21 protein-coding genes, 2 tRNA genes and 1 pseudogene are annotated in these 22,599 nt (G+C 67.8%); 14 read left to right on the plus strand and 10 right to left on the minus strand.

Annotated features, from left to right (window positions below):
* Positions 1-47: 47 nt before the first annotated feature.
* Positions 48-647: an NAD(P)H:quinone oxidoreductase gene (gene wrbA / locus AC5Y30_RS18800; RefSeq protein WP_499920158.1), complete on the minus strand. Its 600-nt coding sequence runs from the start codon at positions 645-647 to the stop codon at positions 48-50.
* Between the two features lie 19 nt (positions 648-666).
* Positions 667-777 (minus strand): annotated as a pseudogene (locus tag AC5Y30_RS18805) (hypothetical protein); the annotation flags it as partial.
* Between the two features lie 11 nt (positions 778-788).
* On the opposite strand from AC5Y30_RS18805, the gene serA reads away from it, so the two are divergent.
* Together serA and AC5Y30_RS18815 are read left to right on the plus strand one after the other, a co-directional pair.
* Positions 789-2,375: a phosphoglycerate dehydrogenase gene (gene serA, locus AC5Y30_RS18810; protein WP_499920159.1), complete on the plus strand. Its 1,587-nt coding sequence runs from the start codon at positions 789-791 to the stop codon at positions 2,373-2,375.
* 37 nt (positions 2,376-2,412) lie between these two features.
* Positions 2,413-3,423: a 3-isopropylmalate dehydrogenase gene (locus tag AC5Y30_RS18815; protein ID WP_499920160.1), complete on the plus strand. Its 1,011-nt coding sequence runs from the start codon at positions 2,413-2,415 to the stop codon at positions 3,421-3,423.
* Here AC5Y30_RS18815 and AC5Y30_RS18820 read toward each other — a convergent pair.
* Entirely contained in the window at positions 3,323-4,627 is a 1,305-nt protein-coding gene (locus AC5Y30_RS18820; RefSeq protein ID WP_499920161.1) for an MFS transporter, read from the minus strand. The genes AC5Y30_RS18815 and AC5Y30_RS18820 overlap by 101 nt on opposite strands.
* 232 nt (positions 4,628-4,859) lie before the next feature.
* Here AC5Y30_RS18820 and AC5Y30_RS18825 point away from each other — a divergent pair, with 232 nt between their 5' ends.
* The 4 genes from AC5Y30_RS18825 (at position 4,860) to AC5Y30_RS18840 (ending at position 7,508) form a co-directional block, all read left to right on the plus strand.
* Positions 4,860-5,666, plus strand: a complete 807-nt coding sequence (locus AC5Y30_RS18825) for a fumarylacetoacetate hydrolase family protein (RefSeq protein WP_499920162.1) — start codon at positions 4,860-4,862, stop codon at positions 5,664-5,666.
* Positions 5,663-7,144, plus strand: coding sequence for a glutamate--tRNA ligase (gene gltX, locus AC5Y30_RS18830; protein ID WP_499920163.1), 1,482 nt, complete (start codon positions 5,663-5,665; stop codon positions 7,142-7,144). Before AC5Y30_RS18825 ends, gltX begins: the two co-directional genes overlap by 4 nt.
* Positions 7,145-7,290: 146 nt before the next feature.
* Positions 7,291-7,362 (plus strand) — tRNA-Gln (locus AC5Y30_RS18835).
* Between the two features lie 73 nt (positions 7,363-7,435).
* A tRNA-Glu gene (locus AC5Y30_RS18840) sits at positions 7,436-7,508 on the plus strand.
* 12 nt (positions 7,509-7,520) lie between these two features.
* Here AC5Y30_RS18840 and AC5Y30_RS18845 read toward each other — a convergent pair.
* Both AC5Y30_RS18845 and AC5Y30_RS18850 read right to left on the minus strand, forming a co-directional pair.
* Positions 7,521-8,033: a pyridoxamine 5'-phosphate oxidase family protein gene (locus AC5Y30_RS18845; RefSeq protein WP_499920164.1), complete on the minus strand. Its 513-nt coding sequence runs from the start codon at positions 8,031-8,033 to the stop codon at positions 7,521-7,523.
* 112 nt (positions 8,034-8,145) lie between these two features.
* On the minus strand, positions 8,146-8,847 hold the full coding sequence (locus AC5Y30_RS18850; RefSeq protein ID WP_499920165.1) for an IclR family transcriptional regulator: 702 nt from the start codon (positions 8,845-8,847) through the stop codon (positions 8,146-8,148).
* 85 nt (positions 8,848-8,932) lie between these two features.
* Between AC5Y30_RS18850 and leuC the strand changes: the two genes are divergently transcribed.
* The 3 genes from leuC to AC5Y30_RS18865 all read left to right on the plus strand — a co-directional run bounded on the left by leuC (position 8,933) and on the right by AC5Y30_RS18865 (position 11,851).
* Positions 8,933-10,372, plus strand: a complete 1,440-nt coding sequence (gene leuC, locus AC5Y30_RS18855; RefSeq protein ID WP_499920166.1) for a 3-isopropylmalate dehydratase large subunit — start codon at positions 8,933-8,935, stop codon at positions 10,370-10,372.
* A 26-nt stretch (positions 10,373-10,398) separates the two neighbouring features.
* The gene (leuD, locus tag AC5Y30_RS18860) at positions 10,399-11,007 is read left to right on the plus strand and encodes a 3-isopropylmalate dehydratase small subunit (RefSeq protein ID WP_499920235.1); all 609 of its coding nucleotides are present in this window, start codon (positions 10,399-10,401) and stop codon (positions 11,005-11,007) included.
* Between the two features lie 199 nt (positions 11,008-11,206).
* Positions 11,207-11,851 carry an HU family DNA-binding protein gene (locus AC5Y30_RS18865; RefSeq protein ID WP_499920167.1) on the plus strand — a complete coding sequence of 215 codons (645 nt, stop codon included), beginning with the start codon at positions 11,207-11,209 and terminating at the stop codon, positions 11,849-11,851.
* A gap of 88 nt (positions 11,852-11,939) precedes the next feature.
* Here the strand turns inward: AC5Y30_RS18865 and mutT1 are convergent, their stop codons facing one another.
* From mutT1 to cofC, 3 genes are all read right to left on the minus strand, one after another.
* Positions 11,940-12,887 (minus strand): 8-oxo-(d)GTP phosphatase MutT1, encoded by a 948-nt coding sequence (mutT1, locus tag AC5Y30_RS18870; RefSeq protein ID WP_499920168.1) that lies wholly within the window; start codon positions 12,885-12,887, stop codon positions 11,940-11,942.
* A gap of 88 nt (positions 12,888-12,975) precedes the next feature.
* Entirely contained in the window at positions 12,976-15,165 is a 2,190-nt protein-coding gene (locus tag AC5Y30_RS18875) for an RNA degradosome polyphosphate kinase (RefSeq protein WP_499920236.1), read from the minus strand.
* Positions 15,166-15,358: 193 nt separating this feature from the next.
* Positions 15,359-16,021, minus strand: coding sequence for a 2-phospho-L-lactate guanylyltransferase (gene cofC, locus AC5Y30_RS18880; protein WP_499920169.1), 663 nt, complete (start codon positions 16,019-16,021; stop codon positions 15,359-15,361).
* A 159-nt stretch (positions 16,022-16,180) separates the two neighbouring features.
* Between cofC and AC5Y30_RS18885 the strand changes: the two genes are divergently transcribed.
* Together AC5Y30_RS18885 and AC5Y30_RS18890 are read left to right on the plus strand one after the other, a co-directional pair.
* A complete protein-coding gene (locus AC5Y30_RS18885; protein ID WP_499920170.1) occupies positions 16,181-17,215 on the plus strand; it encodes an NAD(P)H-dependent glycerol-3-phosphate dehydrogenase in 1,035 nt (344 codons plus the stop codon).
* Between the two features lie 89 nt (positions 17,216-17,304).
* Positions 17,305-18,441 carry a D-alanine--D-alanine ligase family protein gene (locus AC5Y30_RS18890; protein WP_499920171.1) on the plus strand — a complete coding sequence of 379 codons (1,137 nt, stop codon included), beginning with the start codon at positions 17,305-17,307 and terminating at the stop codon, positions 18,439-18,441.
* Between the two features lie 4 nt (positions 18,442-18,445).
* On the opposite strand, the gene AC5Y30_RS18895 is transcribed toward AC5Y30_RS18890, so the two are convergent.
* Entirely contained in the window at positions 18,446-19,006 is a 561-nt protein-coding gene (locus AC5Y30_RS18895; RefSeq protein WP_499920172.1) for a DUF3515 domain-containing protein, read from the minus strand.
* A 128-nt stretch (positions 19,007-19,134) separates the two neighbouring features.
* On the opposite strand from AC5Y30_RS18895, the gene AC5Y30_RS18900 reads away from it, so the two are divergent.
* From AC5Y30_RS18900 to AC5Y30_RS18910, 3 genes are read left to right on the plus strand one after another with little or no spacing between them, the layout of a single operon-like run.
* Positions 19,135-20,103: a thiamine-phosphate kinase gene (locus AC5Y30_RS18900; RefSeq protein ID WP_499920173.1), complete on the plus strand. Its 969-nt coding sequence runs from the start codon at positions 19,135-19,137 to the stop codon at positions 20,101-20,103.
* Between the two features lie 41 nt (positions 20,104-20,144).
* A complete protein-coding gene (locus AC5Y30_RS18905; RefSeq protein WP_499920174.1) occupies positions 20,145-20,828 on the plus strand; it encodes a uracil-DNA glycosylase in 684 nt (227 codons plus the stop codon).
* Between the two features lie 5 nt (positions 20,829-20,833).
* Complete coding sequence (locus AC5Y30_RS18910; protein ID WP_499920237.1) at positions 20,834-21,763, plus strand: NADP-dependent oxidoreductase; 930 nt, start codon at positions 20,834-20,836, stop codon at positions 21,761-21,763.
* 6 nt (positions 21,764-21,769) lie between these two features.
* On the opposite strand, the gene AC5Y30_RS18915 is transcribed toward AC5Y30_RS18910, so the two are convergent.
* Positions 21,770-22,597, minus strand: a complete 828-nt coding sequence (locus tag AC5Y30_RS18915) for an oxidoreductase (RefSeq protein WP_499920175.1) — start codon at positions 22,595-22,597, stop codon at positions 21,770-21,772.
* Between the last annotated feature and the right edge of the window lie 2 nt (positions 22,598-22,599).

A 22,599-nucleotide genomic window follows, 5' to 3' on the forward strand; every position in this document is an offset into this window, starting at 1 on the left:
GGCGTGACGCTCGAGCACCGGTGTCACGCTGGCGTGACGCTCGGCGGTTAGGAACCCAGCCGGTCGGCGACGGCCACCACCCGGCGGGCCAGGTGTTCGAGCGCGGCGCCGGTGGGCTCGTCGAACTCGTTGATGTTGTCGTGGGTGGTAACCAGGCTCGCCCCGTACGGATTGCCATCGACGAACTTGCACGGGTCGGTGTATCCCGGCGGCACGATGATGCCGCCGAAATGCATCAGCGTGATGTACAGCGAGAGCAGGGTGGTTTCCTGACCACCGTGAATGGTGTTGGACGACGTGAAGCCCGCATACACCTTGTCCGCCAGCTTGCCCTGCGCCCACAGTCCGCCCAGCGAGTCGAGGAACGTGCGTAACTGCGCTGCCGGGGACCCGAACCGGGTGGGTGAACCGAAGATCACCGCGTCGGCCCAGACGATGTCGTCGCCGGTGGCCGACGGAAGGTCCTTGGTGGCCTCATAATTCGCCGTCCAGGCCGGGTTGTGGGCGAACGATTCGGGGTCCTGCGTTTCGGCGACGTGCCGCAGGCGGACTTCGGCCCCCGCCGATTCGGCCGCGGCGGCAACGCGCTGCGCCATCGTGGTGCCATGACCGGTGGCTGAGTAGTAGATGATCGCAAGTTTCGTCACGGCGTCATCGTAGGCCGTATGCGTCGACGACCTGCACGTTCAGGCCGGCCCGGGCGCAGATTACGGCGGCGGTCGGCCCGTCGGGTCGGCTGCCGCCGACGGTGACGTCGGCGCGTCGATTACAGCCGATAGGCTGGCCGGGTGAATCTGCCTGTTGTACTCATTGCCGACAAGCTTGCCGAATCAACCGTCGCAGCCCTGGGCGACCAGGTCGAGGTGCGCTGGGTAGACGGCCCCGATCGCGAGAAGCTGCTGGCGGCCGTGCCGGAGGCCGACGCACTGCTGGTGCGTTCGGCCACCACGGTCGACGCCGAGGTGCTGGCGGCGGCGCCCAAGCTGAAAATCGTCGCCCGCGCCGGGGTAGGCCTGGACAACGTCGACGTCGACGCCGCCACCGAGCGCGGTGTGCTGGTGGTCAACGCGCCGACGTCGAACATCCACAGCGCCGCCGAGCACGCGCTGGCGTTGTTACTGTCCGCTGCCCGGCAGGTGCCGGCCGCCGATGCCTCGTTGCGCGAACACGCCTGGAAGCGGTCGTCCTTCTCGGGCACCGAGATCTTCGGCAAGACGGTCGGCGTTGTGGGCCTGGGGAGGATCGGGCAGTTGGTCGCCCAGCGGCTCAGCGCCTTCGGCACCCACCTGATCGCTTACGACCCCTACGTGTCGCCGGCCCGCGCGGCACAGTTGGGCATCGAGCTGCTGACGCTGGACGAACTGCTGACCCGCGCCGACTTCATCTCGGTGCACCTGCCGAAGACACCCGAGACCGCGGGTCTGATCGACAAGGACGCGCTGGCGAAGACCAAGCCGGGCGTCATCATCGTCAACGCCGCCCGCGGTGGTCTGGTGGACGAGGCCGCGCTGGCCGACGCGGTGCGCAGCGGCCACGTGCGCGCGGCCGGCCTGGACGTCTTCGCCAAAGAGCCGTGCACCGACAGCCCGCTGTTCGAGCTGCCGCAAGTGGTGGTCACGCCGCATCTGGGCGCGTCGACCGAAGAGGCTCAGGACCGGGCCGGCACCGACGTCGCCGCGAGCGTCAAGCTCGCCCTGGCCGGCGAATTCGTTCCCGACGCGGTCAACGTCGGCGGTGGGGTGGTCAACGAGGAGGTCGCGCCCTGGCTGGACCTGGTGCGCAAGCTCGGGGTGCTGGCCGCCACCCTGTCCGACGGCCCGCCGGTGTCGCTGTCGGTACAGGTGCGCGGCGAGCTGGCCTCCGAAGACGTTGAGGTGCTTAAGCTTTCGGCGTTGCGGGGGTTGTTCTCGGCCGTCGTCGAGGGGCCGGTGACGTTCGTCAACGCGCCGGCGCTGGCCGAAGAACGCGGCATCATCGCCGAAATCGGCACCGCCTCGGAGAGCCCGAACCACCGCAGCGTGGTCGACGTGCGCGCAGTCGCGCCCGACGGCACCGCCGTCAACGTCGCGGGCACCCTGTCCGGCCCACAGCTGGTGGAGAAGATCGTCCAGATCAACGGCCGCAACTTCGATCTGCGCGCCCAGGGCATCAACCTGGTGATCAACTACGTCGACCAACCCGGCGCGCTGGGCAAGATCGGCACCTTGCTGGGGTCGGCCGGGGTGAACATCGAAGCGGCGCAGCTTTCCGAGGACGCCGAGGGCCCGAGCGCGACGATCCTGCTGCGGCTGGACCAAGACGTGCCGGGCGATGTCCGGGCGGAAATCGGCGCGGCCGTCGGCGCCAACAAGCTTGAGGTGGTTGATCTCTCGTGACGGCTGACGCGCACCGACGCGATGAGATGGGGCGCCGATGAAGCTGGCGGTGATCGAGGGCGACGGTATCGGGCCCGAAGTCATTTCCGAGGCCATCAAAGTCCTGGACACGGTGCTGCCCGGGGTGGACAAGACCAGCTACGACCTCGGGGCGCGGCGGTATCACGCCACCGGTGAGCTGCTGCCGGATTCGGTCGTCGACGAGCTGCGCGCGCATGACGCCATCCTGCTCGGTGCCATCGGCGACCCGTCGGTGCCCAGCGGCGTGCTCGAGCGAGGGTTGTTGCTGCGCCTGCGTTTCGAGCTGGACCACCACATCAACTTGCGGCCGGGGCGGCTGTACCCGGGGGTGAACAGCCCGCTGGCCGGTAACCCCGAGATCGACTTCGTGGTGGTGCGCGAGGGAACGGAAGGTCCCTACACCGGCACCGGCGGCGCCATCCGCGTCGGAACGCCCAACGAAGTGGCAACCGAGGTAAGCCAGAACACGGCATTCGGTGTGCGCCGCGTGGTGGCCGATGCGTTCGAGCGGGCGCAGCGACGCCGAAAGCACTTGACACTAGTGCACAAAACGAACGTGCTCACCTTCGCCGGCAAGCTGTGGTCGCGCATCGTCGCCGAGGTCGGCAAAGACTACCCCGACGTCGAGGTGGCGTACCAACACATCGACGCCGCGACCATCTTCATGGTCACCGACCCCGGCCGCTTCGACGTGATCGTCACCGACAACCTGTTCGGCGACATCATCACCGACCTGTCGGCGGCGGTATGCGGGGGAATTGGCTTGGCGGCCAGTGGAAATATCGACGGCACGCGGGCGAATCCCTCCATGTTCGAGCCGGTCCACGGCAGCGCTCCGGACATCGCCGGACAGGGCATCGCCGATCCGACCGCCGCCATCATGTCGGTGGCGCTCCTGCTCGCCCATCTCGGCGAAGACGACGCCGCTATGCGGGTGGACCGGGCCGTCGAGCAGTATCTGGCAACGCGAGGGAACGAACGGCGCGCCACCACCGAAGTCGGCGAACGGATTGCTGCCGGGCTTTGATCTCCAGGCCGGGCGGCACCAACCGCGTCGGTACCAGCGGCACGGCCGCCAAGGGGAACAACGCGCACAACAGCCATGCCGGTGGGTATTTCGCGGCCGAGATCAAGGCGCCGAAGAGCGGAGGCCCCGCGGCCGCCATCATTCGCTGGGTGGTGTTCTGGATGCCCAGGGCACGGCCGCTCCAGTACGGGCCGGCGAATTCGGTTATGGCGGTGGCTTCCAGCCCGTTGTCGAGAACCGCGATCACCGCGATGGCGACCATCAGCACCACCTGCCACCGGGTGTTCACGTAATCGGCCCAAGTCAGCAACAGAAGAGCGAGCACGGCGGCGGTCGCGATGTAGCGCACGGGTCGCATGCGTGAGCCGAGCCGATCGGACCAGCGGCCCACGGCCACGCGGCCGACCGCGCCGAGCAGCTGCGAGAGAGTGACCAACCCGCCGGCGGCCGCGACCGACCAGTGCAGGTTCCTGATCAACCACACCAGCATGAACGTCACGGTCACCGTTTGCGGCATCATCAGCAGACCCGCCACCGCGTGAATTCGCCACAGTGTCAACGACCCTCGGTACGGGCTGGCGAGTTCCTGAACGCTGGCGCTGGCGCGGGGCTTGCGCGGCGGGTCGACGATGCCGATGATGCTCACGATCGCCCCGAGCGTGCACGCCAGTGCGGTGAACCGAAGGCCGGCGCGCGGCCCGTGTTCGGCAAGCTCGGGAATTATCATGGCGCCCAACGCGATTCCCAGGGGTTGCGCGGTTTGGCGGATGCCCATCGCCAGCCCGCGCTGGTGTGGCGGAAACCAGGCGGACACCAACCGCCCGCCGGCCGTGTTGCAGCTGGCGGCGGCCATGCCGCCGAGAAACAGGTACACGGCGATCATCACCATCGAATGCGCCGAGGCCGCGGCGTAGGCCGCTACCGCGGTCAGCGCCGAGCCGGTGGCCATCACTACCCGCTCGCCGACCCGGTCCAGCACGTATCCCCAGAGCACCAGCGTGACCACCATGCCCCAGCTGGGCATCGAGGCCAGCAGGCCCGCCTCGTCGAGCCGGATTCCGCGCGCGGCCTGCAGCGACGGGATGAGGAACGCGACGCCGTTGATGAAGAGGAACGAACTCGCCGTTGCCAGCAGCGAAGCGATCATGATCGACCAGCGCGCGCCGGCGCCTATTTCGGGCGTCGCGGCCGGGTCGGTCTGCATTCCCCATGCTTGCATACCAACGCGAATTTTAGGGGTAGGACTTGTGGCGGTGCCCCCGCCGCGGTGCCCCCCGCCACGCCCGGCTACGCCGCGCTCGCGACCGTCACTGGCTCGAATGGTGACGGCCCGCCACGCCCGGCTACGCCGCGCTCGCGACCGTCACTGGCTCGAATGGTGACGGCCCGCCACGCCCGGCTACGCCGCGCTCGCGACCGTCACTAGGCTCAACCGAATGCGCCTTGGTCGAATCGCCAGCCCGGACGGTGTCGCCTTCGTGAGTATCGAAGGCGAACTCGACGACCCCGCCGAGATGATCGCGCGCGAGATCGCCGAGCATCCATTCGGCACGCCGAACTTCACCGGCCGATCATGGCCGCTGGCCGACGTCCGGCTGCTCGCCCCGATACTGGCCAGCAAGGTGGTGTGCGTGGGGAAGAACTACGCCGATCACATCGCCGAAATGAAGGACATGACCGGGCCGGCCCCGGTGGATCCGGTGATCTTCCTCAAACCCAACACCGCGATCATCGGGCCGAACGTGCCTATTCGCTTGCCCGCCAACGCATCACCGGTGCACTTCGAGGGCGAGCTGGCGGTGGTCATCGGCCGGCCCTGCAAGGACGTCTCGGCCGCGCAGGCGGCGGAGAACATCCTCGGCTACACCATCGGCAACGACGTGTCGGCGCGCGATCAACAAAAATCCGATGGCCAGTGGACCAGGGCCAAAGGGCATGACACCTTCTGCCCGGTGGGGCCGTGGATCGTCACCGATCTCAAACCGCTGGACCCGGGCGATCTCGAATTGCGCACCGAGGTCAACGGCGACGTCAAGCAGCGCAGCCGCACCTCACTGCTGATTCACGACATCGGGTCGATCGTGGAGTGGATCTCGGCCGTGATGACCTTGCTGCCGGGCGACATCATCCTCACCGGGACACCCGCGGGTGTCGGTCCCATCGAGGACGGCGACAGCGTCTCCATCACCATCGAGGGCATCGGCACCCTCACCAATCCCGTGGTCCGCAAAGGAAAATCGTGACTGCCCCAGCCCACGTCCGCGTTCGATTCTGTCCCTCGCCAACCGGCACGCCGCACGTCGGAATGGTCCGCACCGCGCTGTTCAATTGGGCCTACGCCCGACACACCGGGGGCACCTTCGTCTTTCGCATCGAGGACACCGATGCGCAGCGCGACAGCGAGGAAAGCTATCTGGCGCTGCTGGACGCGCTGCGCTGGCTGGGCCTGGATTGGGACGAGGGACCAGAGGTCGGCGGACCCTATGGCCCCTACCGCCAGTCACTGCGCAGTGAGATCTATCACGATGTCGTGGCCAAGCTGCTCGAAGCGGGGGAGGCCTACTACGCCTTCTCGACGCCGGAGGAGGTCGAGGCGCGCCACGTCGCCGCCGGCCGTAATCCCAAGCTGGGCTACGACAATTTCGATCGGCAGCTGACCGATTCCCAGCGTGCCGCGTTCCTGGCCGAGGGCCGCAAACCCGTCGTGCGGCTGCGGATGCCCGACGAAGACCTCGCGTGGGACGACCTGGTTCGCGGCGCCACGAGCTTCGCCGCCGGGTCCGTGCCCGATTTCGCGTTGACCCGCGCCAACGGAGATCCGTTGTACACCTTGGTCAACCCGTGCGATGACGCGCTGATGAAGATCACCCATGTTCTGCGCGGCGAGGATCTGCTGCCGTCGACGCCGCGGCAGCTGGCGCTGTACCGGGCGCTTATCCGGATCGGCGTGGCCGAGCGCACTCCGCAGTTCGCGCACCTCCCAACGGTATTGGGCGAGGGAACCAAAAAACTCTCCAAGCGCGACCCGCAGTCGAACCTGTTCGCTCACCGCGACCGGGGCTTCATCCCGGAAGGGCTGCTCAACTATCTCGCGTTGCTCGGCTGGGCCATCGCCGACGACCACGACGTGTTCAGTCTCGGCGAGATGGTGGCCGCGTTCGATGTGGTCAACGTCAACTCCAATCCCGCCCGCTTCGACCAGAAGAAGGCCGACGCGCTCAACGCCGAGCACATCCGGATGCTGGCGGTCGACGACTTCGCCGTCAGGCTGCGCGACTATCTCAGTGCGCACGGTCATCGCCTCGAGCTGGACGACGCCAGCTTCGCCACCGCCGCGGAGCTGGTGCAGACCCGGATCGTGGTGCTCGGTGACGCATGGGAACTGCTGAAGTTCCTCAACGACGACGAGTACGCGCTCGACCCCAAGGCCGCCGCCAAAGAGCTGGGAGCCGACGGCGCCGCGGTGCTGGACGCGGCGCTGCCCGCGCTGGAGGCGGTGGCCGACTGGACGGCGCCGCAGATCGAAGCCGCGCTGAAGGCCGCGCTCATCGACGACCTGGGCCTCAAGCCGCGCAAGGCGTTCGGTCCGATCAGGGTGGGTGCGACCGGAACGACCATCAGCCCGCCGTTGTTCGAGTCGCTGGAGCTGCTGGGCCGCGGCCGTAGCATGCGGCGACTGCGGGCGGCGCGTGAGACGGCCGGGCAGACCCCGCTCGAGTGACCGAGACCGCGCGTGCGGAGTGCCCGTCGAGACTTTGGTAGTCTGCACTGCGGTTTATGAAAGGCCGATGACGGCTGGCGGCGGCGGACTCCAAAGAGCTTATGAAAGCCCGCAATCGACGCTGACCAGCGGTTTTAGGCAGCCAATGGGGTATGGTGTAATTGGCAACACAGCTGATTCTGGTTCAGCCATTCTAGGTTCGAGTCCTGGTACCCCAGCAAAATTTTCTCCGCCTCAAGCGATTAGGTGGGCTTAGCGGGGTGAGCTATGCTGACTGCTCGGATCGTTTCTGGCCCCGTCGTCTAGCGGCCTAGGACGCCGCCCTCTCACGGCGGTAGCGTGGGTTCGAATCCCATCGGGGCTACAAACATCGCAGCTACTGGTCGGTCCCCAGGACTGCCGGTGCGGTCGATCCGCCGACCGGCATGGCCGGCAAGCCCAGTTTGCGGTGATCCCACGAACGAGCCCGGCGGGCCACAATGCGAACGCACACCCGCTTGTTCATCATCTGCTCGACAAACGGTTTCATGTCGTCGCTGTAGGGGCCGGTGTAGCGCTCCCAGACGCTGACTCCCACGCGATGTGAGACGTCGGGATCGTCGACGATCTCGGCGACGCCCTCGAAGGACACCCCGCGCAGCGTGTCGTAGGTGTGGCCGTCCTCGATCAGAAAGCTCACGCGCGGATCGCGCTTGAGGTTGATCGCCTTCTGCGACTTGGCCTTGGTCTCCAGCCAGATCTCGCCGTCGACGACGGCATACCACATGGCGGTCAGGTGGGGCTGGCCGTCGGCGCCGACGGTGGCCAGCGTGCCGGTGCGGCTTTTCACGACGAAGTCGGCGATCTCGTCTTCGGACATGACGATGCTCGCGCGCTGATTGGTTCCCATGCCGGCCAGTCTGTCAGGCGGGTTGCGGTGACTGTGCATTGGTGGCGTTGAGCGTGCGTCGAGGGCGACGAATTCCCGATTACGCCGCCCTGGACGCACGCCCGCCGGTGGCTCAGAGGCGGCGGGTGAGAGCTTCGGCGGCAGAGAGCAGATCAGCGGCCCAGCGTGCCCCGGGGCGCCGGCCGATCCGGTCGATGGGGCCCGAGACCGAGATGGCCGCGACGACGGCGCCGCGGCTATCGCGCACCGGCGCCGACACACTCGCCACGCCCGGCTCGCGCTCGGCCACGCTTTGAGCCCAGCCCCGCCGCCGCACCTCGGCCAGCGTTCGTTCGGTGAATTTCGCCCTCGCGAGCACCGCCTTCTGGGTGGCCACGTCGCTATGGGCCAGTAGCACTTTGGCGCCCGACCCGGCCGTCATCGGCAATCGCGCCCCGATGGGAACCGTATCGCGAAGGCCCGCAGCGGGTTCCAGTGCGGCCACGCAGACGCGGTCGGTGCCCTCGCGACGGTACAGCTGCACGCTCTCCCCGGTCGTTTCGCGCAACATCGGGAGCACCGCGGCGCTGGCCGTCAGCAGGGGATCGTTGACGTGGGCCGCCAGTTCGGTGACGGCCGGACCGAGCAGCCAGCGTCCCTCGTCGTCGCGTGCCAGCAGGCGATGGACTTCGAGGGCGGCGGCCAGCCGGTACGCGGTGGCGCGCGGTAGCGAGGTCCGCTCACACAGTTCGGCCAACCCACAGGGCGATTGAGAGATCGTGTGCAGGATTTCCACGGCTTTGTCCAGGACGCCGATACCGCTATGGTGTCTCACAAGGAGATACTAGCGTCTCGCATTCTGAGATCACAGTCCGAATGATCGGCGAGCCGCTACCGAGGCGAATTGAGGCGAGTTCGATATGGGAATCGACCAAGGGGCGGCCGGGGTCGCCACCAAACCGCGCACTCTGGCCGAAAAAGTATGGGATGACCACGTTGTGGTATCCGGTGGTGCCAGCGAGCCGGACTTGATCTACATCGATCTGCATCTGGTGCACGAGGTCACCAGCCCGCAGGCTTTCGACGGCCTGCGCCTGGCCGGCCGGCCGGTGCGCCGCCCCGACTTGACGCTGGCCACCGAGGATCACAACGTTCCGACCACCGATATCGACAAGCCGATCGCCGACCCGGTGTCGCGGACCCAGGTCGAGACATTGCGCCGAAATTGTGCCGAATTCGGTGTGCGGCTATATCCCATGGGCAACGTCGAGCAGGGGATCGTGCATGTGGTCGGGCCGCAGCTGGGGCTCACGCAGCCCGGAATGACGGTCGTGTGTGGCGATAGCCACACCTCGACGCACGGCGCATTCGGCGCGCTGGCCATGGGAATTGGCACTTCGGAGGTCGAGCACGTGCTGGCCACCCAGACGCTGCCGCTGCGGCCGTTCAAGACGATGGCGGTCAATGTCGACGGGCAGCTGCCCGCCGGTGTGACGGCCAAGGACATCATCCTCGCCCTGATCGCCAAGATCGGTACCGGCGGTGGGCAGGGGCACGTCATCGAATATCGAGGCAGCGCCATCGAATCGCTGTCGATGGAAGGACGGATGACCGTCTGCAATATGAGCATCGAAGCGGGTGCTCGGGCGGGAATGGTGGCTCCGGACGAAACCACGTTTGAATTCCTGCGTGACCGCCCGCACGCCCCGCAGGGGGCGCAATGGGATGCGGCGATGAGCTATTGGCGGCAGCTGCACACCGACCCCGGCGCCGAATTCGACACCGAGGTCTATCTCGACGCCGCGTCGCTGAGCCCGTTCGTGACGTGGGGCACCAACCCCGGCCAGGGTGTGCCGTTGGCCGGCGCCGTGCCGGACCCCGAGCTGATGACCGACGACGCGCAGCGTCAGGCGGCTGAGAAAGCGTTGGCATATATGGACCTTCGACCAGGCACGCCGATGCGTGACGTCGCCGTTGACACGGTGTTCGTGGGCTCTTGTACCAACGGTCGTATCGAGGATCTGCGGGTCGTCGCCGACGTGCTGCGCGGCCGCAAGATCGCGTCGGGGGTGCGGATGCTCGTCGTGCCGGGCTCGATGCGCGTGCGTGCGCAGGCCGAAGCCGAAGGGCTGGGTGAGGTTTTCACCGCCGCGGGCGCCGAATGGCGCCAAGCGGGCTGCTCGATGTGCCTGGGGATGAATCCCGACCAGCTTGCGCCGGGGGAGCGGTGCGCCGCGACATCCAACCGCAACTTCGAAGGGCGGCAGGGTAAAGGCGGTCGCACGCATCTGGTGTCTCCGGCGGTAGCGGCAGCGACGGCGGTACGCGGCAGATTGTCCGCTCCAGCCGATTTGAGCTGACGAATTCGAACTCTGAAGGGATGAGCATGGAAGCATTTCGCACCCACACCGGTATCGGTGTGCCGCTACGGCGCTCCAATGTCGACACCGATCAGATCATTCCGGCGGTGTATTTGAAGCGTGTCACCCGAACCGGTTTCGAGGACGGACTGTTCGCCAGCTGGCGGTCGGATCCGTCATTCGTGCTAAATCTCAGCCCCTTTGACCGCGGCTCGGTGCTAGTGGCGGGACCCGATTTCGGGACGGGATCGTCGCGAGAGCACGCGGTGTGGGCGCTGATGGACTACGGGTTCCGGGTGGTCATCTCGTCTCGATTCGGTGACATCTTCCGGGGCAACGCCGGCAAGGCGGGGCTGCTGGCGGCCGAAGTCTCTCAGGACGGCGTGGAACTGCTCTGGAAGCTCATCGAGGAAAGCCCGGGACTGGAAATCACTGTCAATCTTCAAGATCGAAATATCACCGCGGGAACGACGGTGCTGCCGTTCAAGATTGACGACCATACCGCATGGCGACTGCTCGAGGGCCTTGACGATATAGCCCTTACGCTGCGGAAACTCGATGAGATACAAGCTTTCGAGGCGGCATATCCGGACTGGAAACCGCGCACTCTGCCCACCTCTTCAACGGCTGGGTGAAGCCGATTTTCTGCTTGATCGGCTAACTAAACCGAGCCGATTTTCAGCACCCTCCACCGGTCAAGGGCGGCAACCGGATTGCGAAAACGTCGCACGCTTTGCCTTGAAATTGCGCGTGGCTCTTGGAAATTTGCTGGGTGAGGGTTTACCGTGTCCACTAGTCGGTTCAAATCGAGGACCACTAGCGTCGGAGGGATTGATGAACAAGGCAGAGCTCATTGATGTGCTCACAACTAAATTGAACACGGACCGTCGACAGGCGACCGCAGCGGTCGAGAACGTCGTCGACACCATTGTGCGTGCGGTACACAAGGGCGACAGCGTCACCATCACCGGGTTCGGTGTGTTCGAGCAGCGCCGCCGCGCAGCACGGGTGGCCCGCAACCCGCGGACCGGTGAGACGGTGAAGGTGAAGCCGACGTCCGTCCCGGCGTTCCGCCCCGGTGCACAGTTCAAAGCGGTTGTGTCTGGCGCACAGCGCCTCCCGTCGGACGGCCCCGCCGTCAAGCGCGGTGTCGTAGGGGGTAGCGGCGCGGCCAAGAAGACCGCCGCGAAGAAGGCGCCCGCCAAGAAGACCGCGGCCAAGAAGACCGCAGCCAAGAAGACCGCGGCCAAGAAGGCTCCGGCCCGCAAGGCCGCGACCAAGGCTCCCGCCAAGAAGACTGCGGCCAAGAAGGCTCCAGTTCGTAAGGCGGCGACCAAGGCTCCGGCCAAGAAGACTGCCGCCAAGAAGGCCCCGGCCAAGAAGGCCGCGACCAAGGCTCCGGCCCGCAAGGCTGCGAGCAAGGCTCCCGCCCGCAAGGCGGCCGCAAAGAAGACGACCGCCCGTCGCGGTCGCAAGTAGCGGAGTCAAGTTCTAGACACGAGTACCCTTCGGGCGGCATTGAAGCCCCCGAAGGGTATTCGTGCGTTAGCGGGTTGCCGCCATCGCGTCAGGCCCGAACGTCGGCCGCCAGCGCGCCGCCGATGTGGTCGGCAGCCACCAACCGTCCGTCTGACAGCGACAGCACCCAGGTGCTGCCCTTGTGGTTGCGCGATTTGTCGGGCCGCACGCCATCGCGCTGACACCACCACTCGATCAAATCCGGAATCACCTTGCCCTGAGTGCAGACAACGCGGGTGCCTTGCTGCTCGGCGATATCCAGCATCCGGTGGCGTCCGCGTTTCGCGTTCTTGGCATAGGCCTCTTCGGTAAGGGTGGGCTCGTTGTGCACGGGTACGTCCAGATCCTCGGCAAGCGGTTCCACGGTCTGGTGGCAGCGAACGCGGTCGGCCGCATGCACCTGCGACGCGCCGAAGGCGAGCAGCTGCGGCACCAGCGCCTCGGCCTGCGCACGTCCACGCTTGTCCAGCGGCCGCTTGGCGTCGTCGCCGGAGAAACGCGATTTGCGGCCGGCCGTGCCGTGCCGGACCACCAATAGGGTATGCGTGTCGGCGGGCTTCTTGTTGAAGTGGCGCAGCACTTTTCGGTCTTGCGCGTAATCCAGCTTCTGCATCGCCTCGGCGATCGGCAGCCACAGCAATCCGTCCACCTCGTTGCCGGGAGCGAAGTCCCCGCCGGTGGAGCGCGCCGCCCAGTAGCAGACCTTTTTGACGCCCTGGTCGATCGGGTAACTCACCAAGTCGAGCCGCCTGCCGAGGACGGCGTGCTGACCCGTCTCCTCGTGCACCTCGCGCACCGCCGTCACCGGCGCCGTCTCGCCGGGGTCAACCTTGCCCTTGGGCAGTGACCAGTCGTCATACCGGGGACGGTGAATGACGGCGATTTCGATGTCGCGGTCGCCCGCATCACCATCGCCCGGCCGCCACAGCACCGCACCGGCGGCGTAGACGACTCGGCTTCCAGAGCGCCGTGCGGCGGAGGAATTCTGGGTCGGCACCTCAACTCCTGCAGATCAATTCACTTCAGAGCCGCACACATGGTCAGGATGCGGCCGGGAGAAACGACCGGAAATCAACCGCACAGAGCTAGGGGCTGCGATGGCGCTCCATCAACGATACTTGGTGGTCGCGCACGCTCTCGCCTTCTTGTGGCGACGGGGTCCATTGCCCGTCGGGCCCCAATTCCCAGCACCGGGTCGACGGATCCAGTGCGGATTCGAACAATTCGTCAAGCTGCGCGGTGAGCTTGGGGTCCTTGACCTGAGCCAGCACCTCCACGCGCCGATCGAGGTTGCGGTGCATCATGTCGGCGCTGCCGATCCAGAACTCGTTGATGTTGCGGAAATGGATGATCCGCGAGTGCTCCAGGAAACGGCCGAGAATCGAGCGGACGAAGACGTTTTCGGAATACCCTTCGGCGCCGGGGCGCAGCGCGCAGATGCCGCGCACCACGACCTCGACCCGCACCCCGGCCTGCGAGGCCCGGTAGAGCGCATCGATCACCTGCTCGTCGACGAGCGCGTTCATCTTCAGGCGAATGCGTCCGTTTCCGCGCTCGCGGTGCGCTTCGATCTCGCGTTCGACACGTTCGATGATGCCGGCCCGAATTCCATGCGGTGCCACCAGCAGATTGCGATAGGAGACCTTACGCGAATAGCCGGTAAGCGAATTGAACAAATCGGTGAGGTCCGCGCCGATATCGGGGTTCGCCGTCAGCAGGCCGACATCCTCGTACAGGCGGGCGGTTTTGCTGTTGTAGTTGCCGGTTCCGATGTGGCAGTACCGCCGGATGGCCGAACCTTCGCGACGCACCACCAGGCAAGTCTTGCAGTGCGTCTTGAGGCCGACCAGCCCGTAGACCACATGCACGCCCGCCTGCTCGAGTGCGCGCGCCCAGCGGATGTTGGCCTGTTCGTCGAAACGCGCCTTGATCTCGACGAGTGCGACGGCCTGCTTTCCGGCCTCGGCCGCTTCGATCAGCGCCCGCACGATCGGCGAATCACCGGAGGTGCGGTACAGCGTTTGTTTGATCGCCAGCACATTCGGGTCCGCGGCGGCCTGCTGGATGAAGCGCTGCACGCTGGTGGAGAAAGAGTCGTACGGGTGGTGCACCAGGACGTCGCCCTCGCGCAGCGTCGCGAAAATGCTCTTGGGAGATTCGCGATCCGCGAACGCGGGGTGGGTGTCAGGGACGAACGCCGGGTCCTTGAGTGCCGGCCGGTCCAGGCCGTAGATCTGCCACAGCGACGAAAGGTCGAGCAGGCCGGGGACTTCGATGACGTCACCGGGATGCACATCGAGTTCGCGCAGCAGCAGTTCCAGCATGCCCTCGGTCATGTCGTCGGCGATTTCGAGTCGCACCGGCGGACCGAACCGCCGGCGCGCCAATTCCCGCTCCAGCGCCTGCAGCAGATCCTCATCGCGGTCTTCTTCGACTTCCATATCGGCGTTGCGGGTGATGCGAAACGCGTGATGCTCCACGATTTCCATGCCCGGGAAGAGAAGAGGAAGGAACGCCGCGATCAGCTCCTCCATCGGCAGGTAGCGGACGATCGTCCGCCCGCCGTCGTCGGCGCTGCCGATAGCCGCGAGCTCGACGAAGCGATCGACGTTGTTGGGCACCTTGACTCGCGCGAAGTGCTGACCGCCGTCCTCGGGCTGACGCACCATGACCGCCAGGTTCAGGCTCAGCCCGCTGACGAACGGGAACGGGTGCGCGGGATCGACGGCCAGTGGCGTCAACACAGGGAAGACCTGTTCGGTGAAATAGGCGGACAATTCGTCGCGCTCGCGCTGATCGAGGTCGGCCCACGTGACGATGTGAATGCCTTCCTCGGCGAGCGCGGGCCGCACCGAATCGAGGAACACCCGCGCGTGCCGGGTCGCGATCCGCTGCGTGTGTTCGCCGATGAGGGCGAGTTGCTTTCGCGGCGTCAGCCCGTCGGCGGAGCGGACCGACAATCCCATCTCGTCACGGCGCTTGAGGCCGGCGACGCGCACCATGTAGAACTCGTCGAGGTTGGAGGCGAAGATCGCCAGGAACTTGGCACGTTCCAGCAGCGGCAGCGAGTTGTCGTCGGCCAGCGCGAGCACGCGGGCGTTGAAGTCGAGCCAGCTCAGTTCGCGGTTGAGGTAACGATCGTCCGGGAGATCGGTCAGCGCGGCCTGGGTCGCAGCCGGTGGTGCCGCCACGGCCGAGTCGCCCGAATGCCACAAATTCTCGTCGGGTCGCGCCTCAGCTTCGATTTCAGTCACCCTGCGATCATTGCTCATCATGCGCGGGTGCTGCCAGTGGTGATCGCGAGCGCGGCGTAGCCGGGCGAAGCGGGTCACCACCATCGGAGCCAGTGGTGATCGCGAGCGCGGCGTAGCCGGGCGAAGCGGGTCACCACCACCGCGGCCGGCGCTCGAGGGACATCCATTCGCCGTTTGGATGACGTTTACTCACCGGACAGATTTGCCGATCGATTCAGTGCGCCGCGATCGCGCGTGCGGTGGCCGGCCCCACCCCGAGGCGACGGGCGGCGGCGAGATCGTTGGGGGTGTCGACGTCACACCGCAGGCCGGGCCAGGCGCCGGTGAGCTCGATCGCACCCGAACTGCGGTGCCGCGCCGAGGAATCGGAGCCGAACTGCGGGTTGAGCGGGCTGCCGAACGCGAACAGCGCCGCGGTGCCGGTGGCCAGCCGGTCGGCGACGAAGCTACGCCGGTGCTGGCGTGCGGCGGCGATCGCCTCGTTCAGCTCCTGGGTCTGCAGTGCGGGTAGATCCCCTTGCAGCACAACGATATTGGTGAAAGCACTGCCCACCGCGTGTTCCGCGCTTGCGATGGCGTTGTTCAGTGGATCGGGATGACCCTCGGGTGTCGGGTCGGCCAGCACGTCGGCTCCCAGATCGATGGCCGCCGCGGCCGCGCCGTCATCGGGCGTGATCACGGTGATCGAACCCAGCGACCTGACCCGTCCGGCGGCGGTCAGGGTGTCCGTCAGCATGGCGAGCACGACGCTTTCCCGCGTGCGCGCCGAAAACACCGGGGCCAGCCTGGTCTTGGCCGCGGCCAACCGCTTGACGGCGATGATCAGCGCCACATCGCCGCCGTCGTGGGCCGCACCGTCGGCTCGTATGCCGCTCATGAGAAGTCATCCTGCCAGCGACGCTCTGCGGATCGCCCGTCACGGGGCGTGATGCCGACCGGTGCGCCGGACGCGCTGGCTCGCGTGACGCCCGTGATCTAGGGTGTAGCGGCTGCACGTGCCGCGTGAGCGACACCGACCACGGACAGGGGGTCACACATGACCAGCGCATCATCGGGCGCCGTCGCGGTCATGGGTGCCGGGGCGTGGGGCACGGCGCTGGCCAAAGTGCTGCTCGACGCCGGGGGGCCGGACACGTCGGTCACGCTGTGGGCCCGCAGGCCCGAGCTCGCCGAGCAGATCAATTCCACCCGATACAACGCCGACTACCTGCCCGGCACGTTGCTGCCGCCGGGCATCCGGGCCACCGCCGACGCCGCCGAAGCCCTGCGCGACGCGTCGACCGTACTGCTGGGCGTGCCCGCGCAGACGATGCGCGGCAACCTCGAGCGCTGGGCGCCGCTGATCCGGGAGGGCGCCACCCTGGCCAGCCTGGCGAAGGGCATCGAGCTCGGCACGTTGATGCGGATGAGCCAGGTCATCGTCTCCGTCGTCGGCGTCGACCCGTCTCAGGTCGCGGTGATCTCGGGACCCAACCTGGCCAGCGAAATCGCCGCATCCCAGCCCGCCGCCACCGTCATCGCGTGCAGCGACTCGGGGCGGGCCGTGGCCCTGCAGCGCATGCTGAACAGCGGCTACTTCCGCCCGTACACCAATAGCGACGTGGTCGGCACGGAGATCGGCGGGGCCTGCAAGAACGTCATCGCCCTGGCGTGCGGGATGGCCGTCGGGGTCGGACTCGGCGAGAACACCGCGGCGGCGATCATCACCCGCGGCCTGGCCGAGATCATGCGGCTGGGGATTGCGCTGGGCGCCAAGGGCGCGACCCTGGCGGGGCTGGCCGGAGTGGGCGACCTGGTGGCGACCTGCAGCTCACCGCGATCGCGCAACCGTTCGCTGGGCGAACGGCTCGGCCGGGGGGCGACCATCTCGTCGGTGCTGGCCGGCACGCCCGACGGCGGCGACGGGCACGTCGTCGAGGGTGTGACGTCCTGCGAGTCGGTGCTGGCGCTGGCCGCCAGTTACGACGTCGAAATGCCCCTCACCGACGCCGTGCACCGCGTGTGCCACAAGGGGTTGTCGGTGGACGAGGCGATGGCCCTGCTCCTGGGCCGCAGGACCAAGCCCGAATAGACCGCGCGGACGTATGAGGACATACGAGAAGGCCATGCAAGGCCCGCCACCCGGCCGGGCCCGGCGCCACCCGGTAGCCTCTTGAGATTGTGAATGCCAGCCAGCGCTCGCCGCACCCCGGCTCAGGCCAGCGGGTACGCGTCGCCGTCGTCTTCGGCGGGCGCAGCAACGAGCACGCCATCTCGTGCGTCTCGGCGGGCAGCATTCTGCGCAACCTGGACCCGGAGCGGTTCGAGGTGCTCGCGATCGGCATCACTCCCGAGGGCTCCTGGGTGCTCACCGACGGCGACCCCGCCGCGCTGGCGATCACCAACCGGCAGCTGCCCGAGGTGACCGCCGCATCGGGAACGGAATTGGCGCTGCCCGCCGATCCCGTGCGCAGCGGTCAACTGGTGTCCCTCGCCCCCGGCGCCAGTGAGGTGTTGGCGTCGGTCGACGTGGTGTTTCCGGTGCTGCACGGCCCCTACGGCGAGGACGGCACCATTCAGGGTCTGCTGGAACTCGCCGGTGTGCCCTACGTGGGCGCCGGCGTGCTCGCCAGCGCGGCGGGCATGGACAAAGAGTTCACCAAAAAGCTGTTCGCCGCCGAAGGACTGCCGATCGGCGACTACGCGGTGCTGCGCCCGTCGCACTCCGGGCTGCGCCCCGACGAGTGCGAGCGGCTGGGCCTGCCGGTGTTCGTCAAACCCGCCCGGGGCGGTTCCTCGATCGGCGTGAGCCGGGTGTCGAGCTGGGATCAGCTGGACGGCGCCATCGCGATGGCCCGGCGGCATGACCCGAAAGTCATCGTCGAGGCCGCCGTCGTCGGTCGTGAGCTGGAATGCGGTGTGCTCGAAATGCCCGATGGCACAGTGGAAGCCAGCACGCTGGGTGAGATACGGGTGGCCGGCGTGCGCGGGCGCGAGGATTCGTTCTACGACTTCTCGACCAAATACCTCGACGACGCGGCCGAATTGGACGTGCCCGCCAAGGTGGACGACGAAATCGCCGACACCGTGCGGCAATTGGCGGTCCGGGCGTTCAAGGCCATCGACTGCCAAGGGCTGGCCCGGGTGGATTTCTTCCTCACCGAAGACGGGCCGGTGCTCAACGAGATCAACACGATGCCGGGATTCACCACGATCTCGATGTACCCGAGGATGTGGGCGGCCAGCGGCGTGGACTACGCGACGTTGCTGGCGACGATGGTCCAGACCGCGCTGGCCCGCGGAGTAGGCCTGCGCTGACCACCTAGCGGGGCTGGCCGGGGTCGATGGGCGCCGCCGGGATGCTGCGGTCGATCGCCTCGGAGAGCCGCTGGATCGGCGTCGGTCCCGATCCGGCCGGCAGAGTGAGCGCCACATAGACTCCGCGATCCACCGTGTACCAGGTGGATCGGCCCGCATCGCCGGCGGATTGCTGTTCGGAACGCACCTGGAACCACTGCACCCGATCGACGACCTGGATCGGGGATCCCAGCACGAACTCGGCGGGGCGATCGACGCCGCAACGCAGCACCACCGGGTCACCGTCCGGCCCGCTTCGCCAGGCGGCGACGCCGTGCGGGGCCGGCTGCTCGAGCGGCGCGTGCTGGTAATCCCCGAGCCGTTGCGGCAGCGCGCCCATCAGCGCCCGGCATGCGGGCGCGTCGGCCTGCGGCGCGGGGGCCGCGGGAACCGCGACCGAACGCGGGGGCGCCTCGCGGGTCGCCGCGATGGCCAGGATCACGCCGATGGTCGCGACGGCCAGCGCGATCGCGACGATGATCAGCGCGCGCGGCGGCCCGGCATCGGCGTCCGATTCGGTTGCCACCGCCCGCGCACCTCCTGTTCTGCTAACCACTATCGCCCGCATTTACTTAGGTGCCAATTTATTCTCGGGGCGAATAAGGGCCGCGTAGCCCCGTCCGCCGCGGTCTGAGCGACGGCACGAGCCCTATCGTGGGTGGCGTGCAAGACGAAGCGGGCGAGTCGCCGTCGCTGCGGCAACTCGGCGAGTTCGCCGTGATCGATCGCCTGGTGCGGGGGCGCGAGCAGCCCGCAGCGGTCGTGGTCGGACCGGGTGACGACGCGGCGCTGGTGTCATCGGGTGATGGCCACGCGCTGGTGTCGACCGACATGCTCGTGCAGGATCGGCACTTCCGGCTGGACTGGTCGACGCCGCACGACATCGGCCGCAAGGCCATTGCCCAGAACGCCGCGGACATCGAGGCGATGGGTGGGCGGCCGACGGCGTTCGTGGTCGCCTTCGGCGCACCCGGTGATACACCGGCGGCGGAGGTGGACGCGCTGGTCGACGGAATGTGGGAGGAGGCGCAACGGATCGGTGCCGGCATCGCCGGCGGTGACCTGGTCCACTGCCCGCAGTGGGTCATCTCGGTGACGGTGCTGGGCGACTCCGACGGGCGCGCACCGGTGCTTCGGTCGGGCGCGAAGCCCGGTGCACTGATCGCCGTCGCCGGTGACCTGGGCCGGTCGGCGGCGGGATTTGACCTGTGGCACAACGATATTGATGGCTTCGATGAGCTGCGGCGCCGGCATCTGGTGCCGCAGCCCCCCTACGGACAGGGCGCGGTGGCCGCGGCCGGGGGCGCGCAGGCGATGATCGACATCTCCGACGGCCTGGTCGCCGACCTGCGTCATGTCGCCCAGGCGTCGGGGGTCGGCATGGATCTGTCCACGGCGGCGCTGGCCGCGGACCGCGATGCGCTTGGGGCCGCCGCGGTCGCGGTGGGCGCCGATCCCTGGCGCTGGGTGCTGGGCGGTGGCGAGGACCACGCCCTGGCGGCGTGTTTCGACGGTCCCGCGCCGGCCGGATGGCGCGTCATCGGGCGGGTTCTCGACGGGCCGGCCCGGGTGCTCGTCGACGATCAGGAGTGGATCGGCTACGCCGGCTGGCAATCGTATTAGGGTGACGCGGTGACCGTTTACGCGATCGCGAAGAGCCGATGATGACCGCGCGTCCGCTGAGTGAACTGGTGGAGCCCGGTTGGGCGAGCGCGCTGCAGCCGGTGTCCGACCAGGTGGCCGAGATGGGGCAATTTTTGCGCGCCGAGATCGCGGCCGGGCGCAGGTATTTGCCCGCCGGACCGAATGTGTTGCGCGCCTTCACCTATCCCTTTGACGACGTCCGGGTGCTGATCGTCGGGCAAGACCCGTACCCGACGCCCGGACACGCTGTGGGCCTGAGCTTTTCGGTGGCCCCCGAGGTGCGGCCGTTGCCGCGCAGTCTGGCCAACATCTTTCAGGAGTACGGCGCGGACCTGGGCCATCCGCAACCCTCGTGCGGTGACCTGACGCCCTGGGCGCAGCGCGGCGTGCTGCTGCTGAACAGGGTGCTCACCGTGCGCCCCAGCAATCCCGCTTCGCATCGTGGCAAGGGCTGGGAGGCGGTGACCGAGTGCGCTATCCGGGCGCTGACGCAGCGGTCGCGGCCCCTGGTGGCCATCCTGTGGGGCCGCGACGCTTCGACACTCAAACCGATTCTCGCCCAAGGGAATTGCGTCGCCATCGAATCGCCCCATCCGTCCCCGCTGTCGGCCTCGCGCGGGTTCTTCGGTTCGCGCCCGTTCAGCCGCGCCAACGAACTGCTGGCCGAGATGGGCGCCGACGCGATCGATTGGCGCCTGCCATGACTGAGATGTCCGCGCTGCGGGCGCACCGCCGGGGCGGCCCGGAGGAGCTGGTGCTCGAACGTGCCCCGGTCCCGGTGCCGGCCGCGGGCGAAGCCTTGATCGCCGTGCACGCGGCGGGAATCACCTTCGACGAGCTGACGTGGGAGGAGACCTGGACCCGCGACGGGGCCAGCCGCCTGCCGGTGATCCCGTCCCACGAGGTGTCGGGCGTCGTCAAAGCAGTCGCCGCCGACGTCACGGATTTCGCGCCCGGCGACGAGGTGTACGGGTTGATCGCGTTCGACCGCGACGGTGCGGCGGCCGAATTCGTCGCCGTACCGGCGGCCGACCTGGCCAGCAAGCCGTCGACGGTGTCGCACGTCGTCGCCGCCGCGCTACCGCTGGCCGGCCTGACCGCCCTGCAGGCTCTGGTCGACCACGCCGCCGTGCAACCGGGCGAGACCGTGCTGGTGCACGGGGGCGCCGGGGGAGTGGGGCTGCTGACGGTTCAGCTGGCCGCGCTGCGGGGCGTCCGGGTGACCGCGACGGTGCGCAGCGGCGCCGCCAATCTTCTGCGGGGCTGCGGCGCGCACCGGGTGATCGACGTGCGCGCCGAGGCATTCGACGAGACCGATGCCCGCTACGACGTCGTCATCGACACGGTCGGTGGCCAGATGTTGGAGCGGTCGTTCGGCGTGCTGCGCCGCGGGGGCCGGCTGGTTACCCTGCCCGCACCGCCTCCGGACGGCCGGGCCGACGAGTTCGGCGTCACCGCAACCTTTTTCATCGTCACGCCGAATCGAGATCAGCTCGACGAGCTGGCCGCGCTGGTGGACGGCGACCGGTTGCACGTCGCGATCGCCCAGACGTTCGGCCTCGACGAGGGCCGCGAGGCGTATGAGAGTCGCGGCACCGACAGGCACGCCGGCAAGACGGTCCTCGTCGTGCGGGACTGAGCGCCGTCAATCCGCGAAATTGACGTCTTTCGTGACGGCCTTCCACTCCTCGATCGACGCCGACATCGCGGTGATCTTGTCCCGCATGGCCTTCAGCACGTCACGGCCCAGCAGCAGTCGCAGTGGCGGCTCGTCGAGTGTGGTCACCATCAGCACCGCGTCGGCCACCTTTTTCGGATCACCGGGTAGATGATCGGCGAACTGCTTGATCAGGTCCTTGCGCGCGGCCACGTCGGCGTAGTCGGAGATCGGGCTGCCCGACTCCTTCATCGACCGCGTCGCCCAATCGGTGCGGAACGCGCCCGGCTCGATGGCGGTCACCTTGATGCCCAGCGGGCGCACCTCGGCGGCCAGCGCCTCGGTCACCGCCTCCAGCGCGAACTTGGTCGACGAGTAATAGGCGTTGGGCGGGTTGGCCACCAGGCCCGTCATCGAGGAGATGTTGATGATGTGCCCCGACCCGCGGGCGCGCATGGCCGGCAGGACCGCCTTGATCATGTCGACCGCCCCGAAGTAGTTCACGTCGAACAGCTTTCGCACCTCGGCGTCCTCGCCCTCTTCCACCGAGGACAGATAGCCGTGACCGGCGTTGTTGACCAGGACGTCGATACCACCGAACGCCGCGTCGGCCGCCGACACCGCCGCCGTGATCTGGCCGGCGTCGGTCACGTCGAGCGCGAGGGGCAGGGCCCGGTCGCCGAATTCGTCGGGGATATCGGCCACCGCCTCGGGCCGCCGTGCGGTCACCGCCACGCTGTGGCCGGCTTGCAGTGCGGCGCGCGCGATTTCGCGACCGAAGCCGGTGGAGCACCCCGTGATCAGCCAGCGCGACATCG

The sequence above is a fragment of the Mycobacterium sp. NGS27 genome, assembly GCF_059813005.1.

Bases quoted from the DNA above. Each gene is read 5' to 3' on its own strand.
- AC5Y30_RS18865 (WP_499920167.1), top strand. From the start codon at position 11,207: ATGAACAAGGCAGAGCTCATTGATGTGCTCACAACTAAATTGAACACG.
- AC5Y30_RS18815 (WP_499920160.1), top strand. From the start codon at position 2,413: ATGAAGCTGGCGGTGATCGAGGGCGACGGTATCGGGCCCGAAGTCATT.
- AC5Y30_RS18915 (WP_499920175.1), bottom strand. From the start codon at position 22,597: ATGTCGCGCTGGCTGATCACGGGGTGCTCCACCGGCTTCGGTCGCGAA.
- leuD (WP_499920235.1), top strand. From the start codon at position 10,399: ATGGAAGCATTTCGCACCCACACCGGTATCGGTGTGCCGCTACGGCGC.
- AC5Y30_RS18875 (WP_499920236.1), bottom strand. From the start codon at position 15,165: ATGATGAGCAATGATCGCAGGGTGACTGAAATCGAAGCTGAGGCGCGA.
- cofC (WP_499920169.1), bottom strand. From the start codon at position 16,021: ATGAGCGGCATACGAGCCGACGGTGCGGCCCACGACGGCGGCGATGTG.
- AC5Y30_RS18825 (WP_499920162.1), top strand. From the start codon at position 4,860: ATGCGCCTTGGTCGAATCGCCAGCCCGGACGGTGTCGCCTTCGTGAGT.
- AC5Y30_RS18905 (WP_499920174.1), top strand. From the start codon at position 20,145: ATGACCGCGCGTCCGCTGAGTGAACTGGTGGAGCCCGGTTGGGCGAGC.
- AC5Y30_RS18910 (WP_499920237.1), top strand. From the start codon at position 20,834: ATGTCCGCGCTGCGGGCGCACCGCCGGGGCGGCCCGGAGGAGCTGGTG.
- AC5Y30_RS18885 (WP_499920170.1), top strand. From the start codon at position 16,181: ATGACCAGCGCATCATCGGGCGCCGTCGCGGTCATGGGTGCCGGGGCG.
- AC5Y30_RS18845 (WP_499920164.1), bottom strand. From the start codon at position 8,033: ATGGGAACCAATCAGCGCGCGAGCATCGTCATGTCCGAAGACGAGATC.
- AC5Y30_RS18820 (WP_499920161.1), bottom strand. From the start codon at position 4,627: ATGCAGACCGACCCGGCCGCGACGCCCGAAATAGGCGCCGGCGCGCGC.
- leuC (WP_499920166.1), top strand. From the start codon at position 8,933: ATGGGAATCGACCAAGGGGCGGCCGGGGTCGCCACCAAACCGCGCACT.